The organism is Selenomonas sp. (assembly GCF_052169755.1).
Classification (GTDB): domain Bacteria; phylum Bacillota; class Negativicutes; order Selenomonadales; family Selenomonadaceae; genus Selenomonas.
Genome location: NZ_JBQNBV010000134.1, coordinates 1 through 5,407, shown reverse-complemented (window position 1 = coordinate 5,407; position 5,407 = coordinate 1). Strand labels below are relative to the sequence as shown.

Annotated in this window: 5 protein-coding genes; all 5 read right to left on the bottom strand. The window is 59.7% G+C overall.

Translation table 11 applies throughout. The features are described 5' to 3' along the window. The coding region (locus tag ACTTKG_RS08840) for an ATP-binding cassette domain-containing protein (protein WP_442673849.1) at positions 1 to 167 on the bottom strand (167 nt) is incomplete at its 3' end. A gap of 239 nt (positions 168 to 406) precedes the next feature. Beyond that, positions 407 to 1,576 (bottom strand): molecular chaperone DnaJ, encoded by a 1,170-nt coding sequence (gene dnaJ / locus ACTTKG_RS08835; RefSeq protein WP_442673848.1) that lies wholly within the window; start codon positions 1,574 to 1,576, stop codon positions 407 to 409. A gap of 97 nt (positions 1,577 to 1,673) precedes the next feature. Further along, entirely contained in the window at positions 1,674 to 3,536 is a 1,863-nt protein-coding gene (gene dnaK / locus ACTTKG_RS08830) for a molecular chaperone DnaK (RefSeq protein WP_442673847.1), read from the bottom strand. Positions 3,537 to 3,589: 53 nt separating this feature from the next. Continuing rightward, positions 3,590 to 4,213: a nucleotide exchange factor GrpE gene (gene grpE, locus ACTTKG_RS08825; protein ID WP_442673846.1), complete on the bottom strand. Its 624-nt coding sequence runs from the start codon at positions 4,211 to 4,213 to the stop codon at positions 3,590 to 3,592. A 30-nt stretch (positions 4,214 to 4,243) separates the two neighbouring features. Continuing rightward, complete coding sequence (gene hrcA / locus ACTTKG_RS08820) at positions 4,244 to 5,272, bottom strand: heat-inducible transcriptional repressor HrcA (RefSeq protein WP_442673845.1); 1,029 nt, start codon at positions 5,270 to 5,272, stop codon at positions 4,244 to 4,246. Between the last annotated feature and the right edge of the window lie 135 nt (positions 5,273 to 5,407).

Sequence of the window (5,407 nt, the reverse complement as noted above, 5' to 3'; positions counted from 1 at the left end):
AGCATACGAATCGTCGTCGTCTTGCCCGCGCCGTTCGGCCCCAAAAGACCGAAGATCTCTCCGTGTGCAACGGCGAACGAAAGACCGTCCACCGCGCGCTTTACCGCTGCTTTTCCCGCCGCATCCGTATGACAGAACTCCTTTACGAGATTTTCCACGCGAATCAAGCCTGCACCCCCAACATCCTGCTGTTTCCTCTTCCTCTTATTCCTCAGTAGATTACTACAGAGACGGCGCTGCGTCAACCATGCAAAGGAAAATATCCCTGTCTTTACAACATACGAAATTTTTTCTTCATCCGCACGCAAAGAACGCAAAAAAGGAGCCGCCGAAGCGACTCCCTCGATCACCATTGTTTCTGCAAAAGCGCACTTCATTCTGCGCCAAGCGTCTTAAACTCACGGTTTTACTTAAAGAAACTCTTCAGCGTATCCTTGAACGTCTTCTGCTCGGGGTTGACACTTTCGCCGCAGAGATCGCCGAATGCCTTCAAGGCGTCCTTCTGCTTGCTCGTAAGCTTCTGCGGCGTCAAGACCTTGACGCGCACATGCTGATCGCCGCGCCCCGTGCCCCTTAGATGAGGGATGCCCTTGCCGCGCATCCTCAGCACCGTGCCCGACTGGATGCCCGCGGGAATCTTGAGTTCCGCCTTGCCGTCAATGGTCGGCACTTCGATCGTATCGCCGAGCGCCGCCTGCACGAAGGAGATCGGCACCTCGCTGATGACGTCCGCGCCGCTTCGCTTGAACAGCTTGTGATGCTTCACATAGATATAGACGTAGAGATCGCCGTTCGGGCCGCCGCGCTGCCCCGCTTCGCCGCCGCCCGAGATGCGCACACGCTGCCCTTCGTCGATGCCCGCAGGGATCTTGACCTCGATCTTTCGGCTGACGCGCGTGTGACCCGTGCCGCCGCACTTCTTGCACGGATTCTTGACGACCTGCCCCGTACCGCCGCAGCGGCTGCACGGACGCGAGGTCATGAAGTTGCCGAGCGGCGTGCGCTGCGCCTTCTGCACCTGACCCGTGCCGTGGCAGTCGGGACACGTCTCGGGCTTCGTGCCCTCGGCAGCGCCCGTGCCGTGACATGCGTCACAGTTCTCCGTGCGCGGAACCGTCAACTCGACATCCTTGCCGAACGCCGCTTCTTCGAAGGTAATCTCCAAGTCATAGCGCAGGTCGTTGCCCGGCTCAGGACCTTTCGGCCCGCGACGGCGACCGCCGCCGCCGAAGAAGGCGTCCATGATGTCGTCCATGCCGAAACCGCCCATGCCGCCGCCAAAGCCGCCGAAGCCCCCGCCGAAACCGCCGAAGCCCCCTGCGCCTCCCGCTCCGCCGCCCGCACCGTCAAACGCCGCGTGGCCAAACTGATCGTACGTCGATTTCTTCTGCGGATCGGAGAGGACTTGATAGGCCTCGTTGACCTCCTTGAACTTCTCGGCGGCTTCCTTCGGATTGTCGCGGTTCAAATCGGGATGGTACTTGCGCGCCATCTTCTTGAACGCCTTCTTGATGTCCGCATCCGAAGCGCCTTTCGAGAGGCCGAGCACCTCATAGTAATCGCGTTTCTCGCTCACAATAAACACCTCACAGCGCCCAGTGCGCCTGTCCTTTATCGTCAAAAGAGTGCGGAGCATGAACTCCACGCTCCACACTCTCCGTCACTTCTTACGCTTATTTCTTGTCGTCCTTGACTTCCGTGTACTCGGCGTCGACGACATTGTCGTCCTCGCTCTTCGCACCTGCGTCCGCCGCACCTGCACCGGGAGCTGCACCCGCGCCTGCTGCGGCCTCGGGACCGCCCGCCTGCTGGTACGCCGCCGCGCTCATCTCGTAGAGCGGCTTTTCCAGCTCTTCCGTCGCCTTCTTGATGGCGTCCGTGTCCGTGCCCTTCAGCGCTTCCTTGACCTTGTCGGCTGCCGCCTGCACTTCGTCTGCCTTCGCCTTGTCGACCTTGTCGCCGAGATCCTTGATCGCCTTCTCCGCCTGATAGACAGCCGAATCGGCGCGGTTTCTGACCTCTACGGTCTCCTTCTGCTTCTTGTCCTCCGCCTCATGCGCCTGCGCTTCCTTGACCATGCGGTCGATGTCGTCCTTGCTCATGCCGCTGTCGGACTGGATCGTGATCTTCTGCTCCTTGCCCGTGCCGAGATCCTTCGCGGAGACGTGCACGATGCCGTTCGCGTCGATGTCGAAGGCGACTTCGATGCGGGGAACGCCGCGCGGCGCCGGCGGGATGTCGGAGAGCTCGAAGCGTCCGAGCGTCTTGTTGCCCGCAGCCATCTCGCGCTCGCCCTGCAGAACGTGGATGTCAACCGACGGCTGGTTGTCCGCCGCCGTCGAGAAGACCTGGCTCTTCCGGACAGGAATCGTCGTATTGCGCTCGATGAGCTTCGTCGAAACGCCGCCCAAGGTCTCAATGCCCAGAGAGAGCGGCGTGACGTCGAGGAGCAGCATGTCCTTGACCTCGCCGACGATGATGCCCGCCTGAATCGCCGCGCCGATGGAAACGCACTCGTCCGGATTCACGCTGCGATCCGGCTCCTTGCCGAAGTAGCCCTTGATAGCTTCCTGCACGGCAGGGATGCGCGACGAACCGCCGACGAGAAGAACCTTGTCGATGTCCGATGCCGAAAGACCCGCATCCGACATCGCCTGACGCGTCGGACCCATCGTGCGCTCGACGAGATCATGCGTAAGCTCATCAAACTTGGCGCGTGTGAGCTTCAGGTCAAGATGCTTCGGCCCCGTGGCGTCCGCCGTGATGAACGGCAGATTGATCGGCGTCTCCATCATGCTCGAAAGCTCGATCTTCGCCTTTTCCGCCGCTTCCAGCAGGCGCTGTGCGCTCATCTTGTCAGCGGAGAGGTCGATGCCGTTCTCCTTCTTGAACTCCTCGACCATCCAGTTCATGACGGCGTGGTCAAAGTCGTCGCCGCCCAAGTGCGTGTCGCCGCTCGTCGCCTTGACCTCGACCATGCCCTCGCTGAGTTCGAGGATCGAGACGTCGAACGTACCGCCGCCCAAGTCAAAGACGAGAACCGTATGCTCGCCGCCCTTGTCGACGCCGTACGCCAGCGAAGCCGCCGTCGGCTCGTTGACGATGCGCAGGACGTCGAGACCTGCGATCTTGCCCGCGTCCTTCGTCGCCTGGCGCTGGCTGTCGTTGAAGTACGCCGGCACCGTGATGACCGCCTGCGTCACCGTCTCGCCGAGGTAGGCTTCCGCATCCGCCTTGAGCTTCTGCAGAACCATCGCCGAGATCTCCGGCGGCGTGTAATCCTTGCCGTCAATGGAAACCTTGTAGTCTTTTTCACCCATGTGACGCTTGATCGATGCGATCGTGCGGTCGGGGTTCGATACAGCCTGCCGCTTGGCGAGCTGACCGACGAGACGCTCGCCCGTCTTCGTGAAGCCGACGACGGACGGCGTCAGGCGGCTGCCCTCCGGATTCGTGATGACGACAGGCTTGCCGCCCTCCATGACGGAGACGACAGAGTTCGTAGTACCCAAATCGATGCCGATTGCTTTTGCCATGATGAATTCCTCCTAAATGTTCATATCTATAAAAAGAGTTTCCTCTATTTGCCTTAGTTTGAGACGACCTGCACCATGCTCGGACGTATGACGCGCCCCTTTACCATGTAGCCTTTTTGCAGTTCCTGCTCGATCGTATCGTCCTCCTTCTCGGGATCCTGCACGCGCATGACCGCCTGATGGAAGTTCGGATCGAACTTCTTGCCCTCTGTATCAATGACCTCCAAGCCGTTCTTCGCGAGCGCTTCTGTCATCTGCTTGTAGATCATGGAGACGCCTGCGCGGAAGCTGTCGAGGTCAGAACCTTCGGCTAAAAGCGCACGCTCGAAGTTATCGAGGAGCGGCAGCATATCCGTGAGGATGCCCTGCGTGACGACGGCGGCAAGCTCTTCGCGCTCCTTCGCCGAACGGCGGCGGAAATTGTCGAAGTCCGCGCGCAGGCGCAGCATTTGTGCGTCCTTTTCTGCCAGATCGGCTTCGAGCTTTTCCGCACGCTTCGCCGGATCGTCCGCGCCATTTTCTGCCTCTTCGGTACCCTCATGGCTCCCTTCGGCAGTCTCCTCGCCAGTATCGTCCGCTGCTTCTCCCGCCAACTCTGCCTCGTCGATCTCGCGCTTCATCTCTTCGAGCTTTTCCTCGTCCTTCTTCTTCAACTCATCCTTCATGAATGATGGCATTCCCTTCACCTCGTATTTCATGCTATGCCGCTACCAGCGGAAAGGCTGCACGAGCGCAGCGATATGGCGGTTCAGATAACCCAAGAGCGCCATCGCCTTGCCGTACTCCATGCGCGTCGGCCCTAAAACGGCGATCGTGCCCAGGCACTCGCCGTCCAAGTGGTACGTCGCGCGAATGATGCTGCAATCCTCGATGCCGCTGTACTCGTTCTCGCGGCCGATCGTGACGACAAGCCCTTCCCGCGCCTTCTTCTGCAAGACCCCTTTGACGAAATCTTCCTCTTCGAGCATCGAGAGAATCGAGCGTACACGCGCCACATCGCGAAATTCCGGCTGCGCAAGCATCTCGGTCGTGCCGCCGAGATAGAGCCTTTGCTCCTTTCGCTCCTCGTCGAGCGCTTCGTAGATCAGCTCCAACGCTGCCTGATAAAGCGACTCATCCATGACCTCGGCGCGTATACGCTTCAAGGCGGCTGCACCGATGGAAGAAAGCTTCTCGCCCGACAGACATCGGTTGATGACTTCCGCCATGCGCTGGAAATCTTGGAACCGCGCACCCTTCGGCATCTTGACGACGCGGTTCTCCACGAAGCCTGCGTCCGTCATCAAGACGGCGATGACGCGCCCTTCACCGAGCGGCAGAAACTGCAGCGTGCGAAAAGAAGCCTCGGCAAGCTGCGGCGCAAGTACGAGCGCGAGATTCTTCGTCACACGCGAAATGATCTTCGCCGTTTCCTGAAAGACGCTCTCGATGCGCTTCACGCGCTTTCGATACCATTGATCGATCAGCGCCCTCTCACGCGCGTCAATCGGTGTGGGCGAGAGCAGATCGTCCACATAGAGGCGATACCCCTTCGATGAAGGGATTCGCCCCGAGGACGTGTGCAAATGCTCCAAGTAGCCCATATCCTCAAGATCCGCCATCTCATTGCGAATCGTCGCCGGACTGACGCCGAGATCATGCCGCCGCGCCACCGTGCGCGAACCGACAGGCTCCGCCGACGAGATGTAGTCATCGACCACCGCCCGCAGAACGCGCCGCTTCCTTTCATCAAGCATTCTCACACCTCCTCTGAGAAATTTTTTAGTGCGTGTAATTCACTATGAAAGTCCAAGAAGCCAAGCCAAAGACGCAGGCTGATTGGCTAACTTTCATTAAGGGCGGCGCACTTTTGTCCACAAAGTGGACGTTTG

Coding starts and splice junctions, on each gene's coding strand:
- hrcA (WP_442673845.1), bottom strand. CDS start 5,272: ATGCTTGATGAAAGGAAGCGGCGCGTTCTGCGGGCGGTGGTCGATGAC.
- dnaK (WP_442673847.1), bottom strand. CDS start 3,536: ATGGCAAAAGCAATCGGCATCGATTTGGGTACTACGAACTCTGTCGTC.
- grpE (WP_442673846.1), bottom strand. CDS start 4,213: ATGCCATCATTCATGAAGGATGAGTTGAAGAAGAAGGACGAGGAAAAG.